Origin of the sequence: Streptomyces cahuitamycinicus (genome assembly GCF_002891435.1) — a bacterium.
In the GTDB taxonomy this organism is placed as follows: Bacteria; Actinomycetota; Actinomycetes; order Streptomycetales; family Streptomycetaceae; genus Streptomyces; species Streptomyces cahuitamycinicus.
Genome location: NZ_POUC01000750.1, coordinates 1 through 2,140, shown reverse-complemented (window position 1 = coordinate 2,140; position 2,140 = coordinate 1). Strand labels below are relative to the sequence as shown.

General features: G+C 71.0%; 1 protein-coding gene. It reads left to right on the top strand.

Features of this window, described 5'->3' with window-relative positions; translation table 11 throughout:
• On the top strand, window positions 1-2,140 hold a 2,140-nt coding region (locus C1J00_RS42410), incomplete at both ends, for a condensation domain-containing protein (RefSeq protein ID WP_146046396.1).

The following is a 2,140-nucleotide window of genomic DNA, read 5'->3' as shown; positions in this document are numbered from 1 at the left end:
CTCACCCCCAGCGGCAAAGTCGACCGCCGCGCACTCCCCCACCCCGGCAGCACACGAGCCGAAGAACCCGGCACCGCCTACACCGCCCCGCGCAACCCCACCGAGGAAGCCCTCGCCGCCATCTGGGCCGACGTCCTCGGCCTGGAGAAGGTCGGCATCCACGACAACTTCTTCGAGCTCGGCGGCGACTCCATCCTCTCCATCCAGGTCATCTCCCACGCCCGACAGGCGCTCGGGGGAGGACTCTCGCCGCGGCTGCTCTTCGAAGCGCCGACGGTTGCGCAGCTCGCGTCCGCTGTCGCCCCGGAGGCACAGCGGGCGGAGGAGGCGGCAGCCATCCCGGCGGTGCCGCGTGACGACCTGCTGCCGATGTCCTTCGGACAGCAGCGGCTGTGGTTCCTGGAGGACTTCAACGAGGGTGGTACCGCGTATCACTCGGCCGTCGGGCTGCGTCTGACCGGCACCCTCGACCCGGCCGCGCTCCGCGCGGCGGTCGGTGACCTCGTGGCCCGCCACGAGGCACTGCGGACGACGTTCGACGTGGCCGACGGTCGCGGTGTGCAGATCGTCCACCCCGTTCTGGAGCCGGAGTGGCGCGTCGAGGAGGCGGCGACCGAACAGCGGCTGCGCGCACTGGCGCAGGAGGAACTGGCCCGCCCGTACGACCTGCGCAACGGCCCGCTCGTCCGCGTGCTCCTGGTGCGCCTCGCCACCGACGAGCACATCTGCGTCCTCGGCATGCACCACATCGTCACGGACGGCTGGTCCATGGGCGTCGTCACCCGCGAACTGAGCGAGCTGTACACCGCCCACACCCAGAACCGCCAACCCGCCCTCCCCGAAGTCACCATCCAATACCCCGACTTCGCCGCATGGCAACGCACCCGCCTCGAAGACGACGGCCTGCTGGACCAACACCTCGACTGGTGGCGCCAGCAACTCCACGGCATCACCCCCCTCGACCTCCCCACCGACCGGCCACGCCCCCCCGTACGCTCGTCCACAGGCGGCGTGCAGGGCTTCGATGTGCCCGCCGCGACGGTCGACGGGCTCAAGAAGCTGGCCGGCGCACAGGGCGCGACCCTCTTCATGGCGCTGACGGCGGCCGTCAAGGCGGTCTTCGCCCGCTACACCGGGCAGCGGGACATCGCCGTCGGCACGGCATCTGCAGGCAGGGGCGGCGCCGGCCTGGAGCAGCTGGTCGGCTTCCTGGTCAACACGGTCGTACTGCGCTCGCACATCGACCCGGACGCGTCGTTCAGTGCTCTGCTCGGTCAGGCCCGGGAGACGGTCCTCGACGCGTTCGCCCACGCGGACGTGCCGTTCGAGCGCCTGGTGGAAGCGGTGCAACCGGAGCGGGACACGAGCCGCACACCGCTCGTACAGGCCATGGTGGTCCTGCAGAACGCTCCCGGTGGGCAGCTGAGCCTCGGCGATGTCGACGTCGACGACTACCCGTTGGAACGGGATTCGGCGCTGTTCGACCTGACCGTCGAATTCCAGGAGTACGAAGGGGGTCTACGGGCGCTCGTCGAGTACAGCACCGAACTGTTCGACGCGCCGACCGTCGCGCGCTTCGGGGAGCACCTGAACACCCTGCTCGCCGGCGCCGTCGCCGACCCCGGCCAGGCGGTGTCGGCGCTGCCGATGCTCACCCGGGGTGAGCGGGAGCGGCTGGTGGCCGACTGGGCGGTGACCCCCGGCATCGCCCCCTGGGACGGCACGATCCACGACCGGGTCGGCGCACGCGCCGAGACCACACCCGACGCCATCGCCGTCTCCTGCGCGGGCGAGCACATGACCTACCGCCAGCTGGACGAGGCAGCCAACCGCCTCGCCCACCACCTCATGTCACTGGGCGCGGGGCCCGGCCACCTGGTCGCCCTGTCCGTCGAACGCGGTACCCAGATGGCCGTGTGCCTGCTCGGCATCCTCAAGTCCGGGGCCGCCTACGTCCCCCTGGACCCGGCCTACCCGGCCGACCGACTGGCCTACATGCTCGAAGACTCCCGAGCCACGATCCTGGTCACCCACCACGGACTGAACAGCGGCCTGCCGGCCGACGACATCCGGATCGTCGACGTGGACGCCGAGCGGGACACCCTGTCCGCACTACCGGCGACAGCTCCGGAGACAGAGG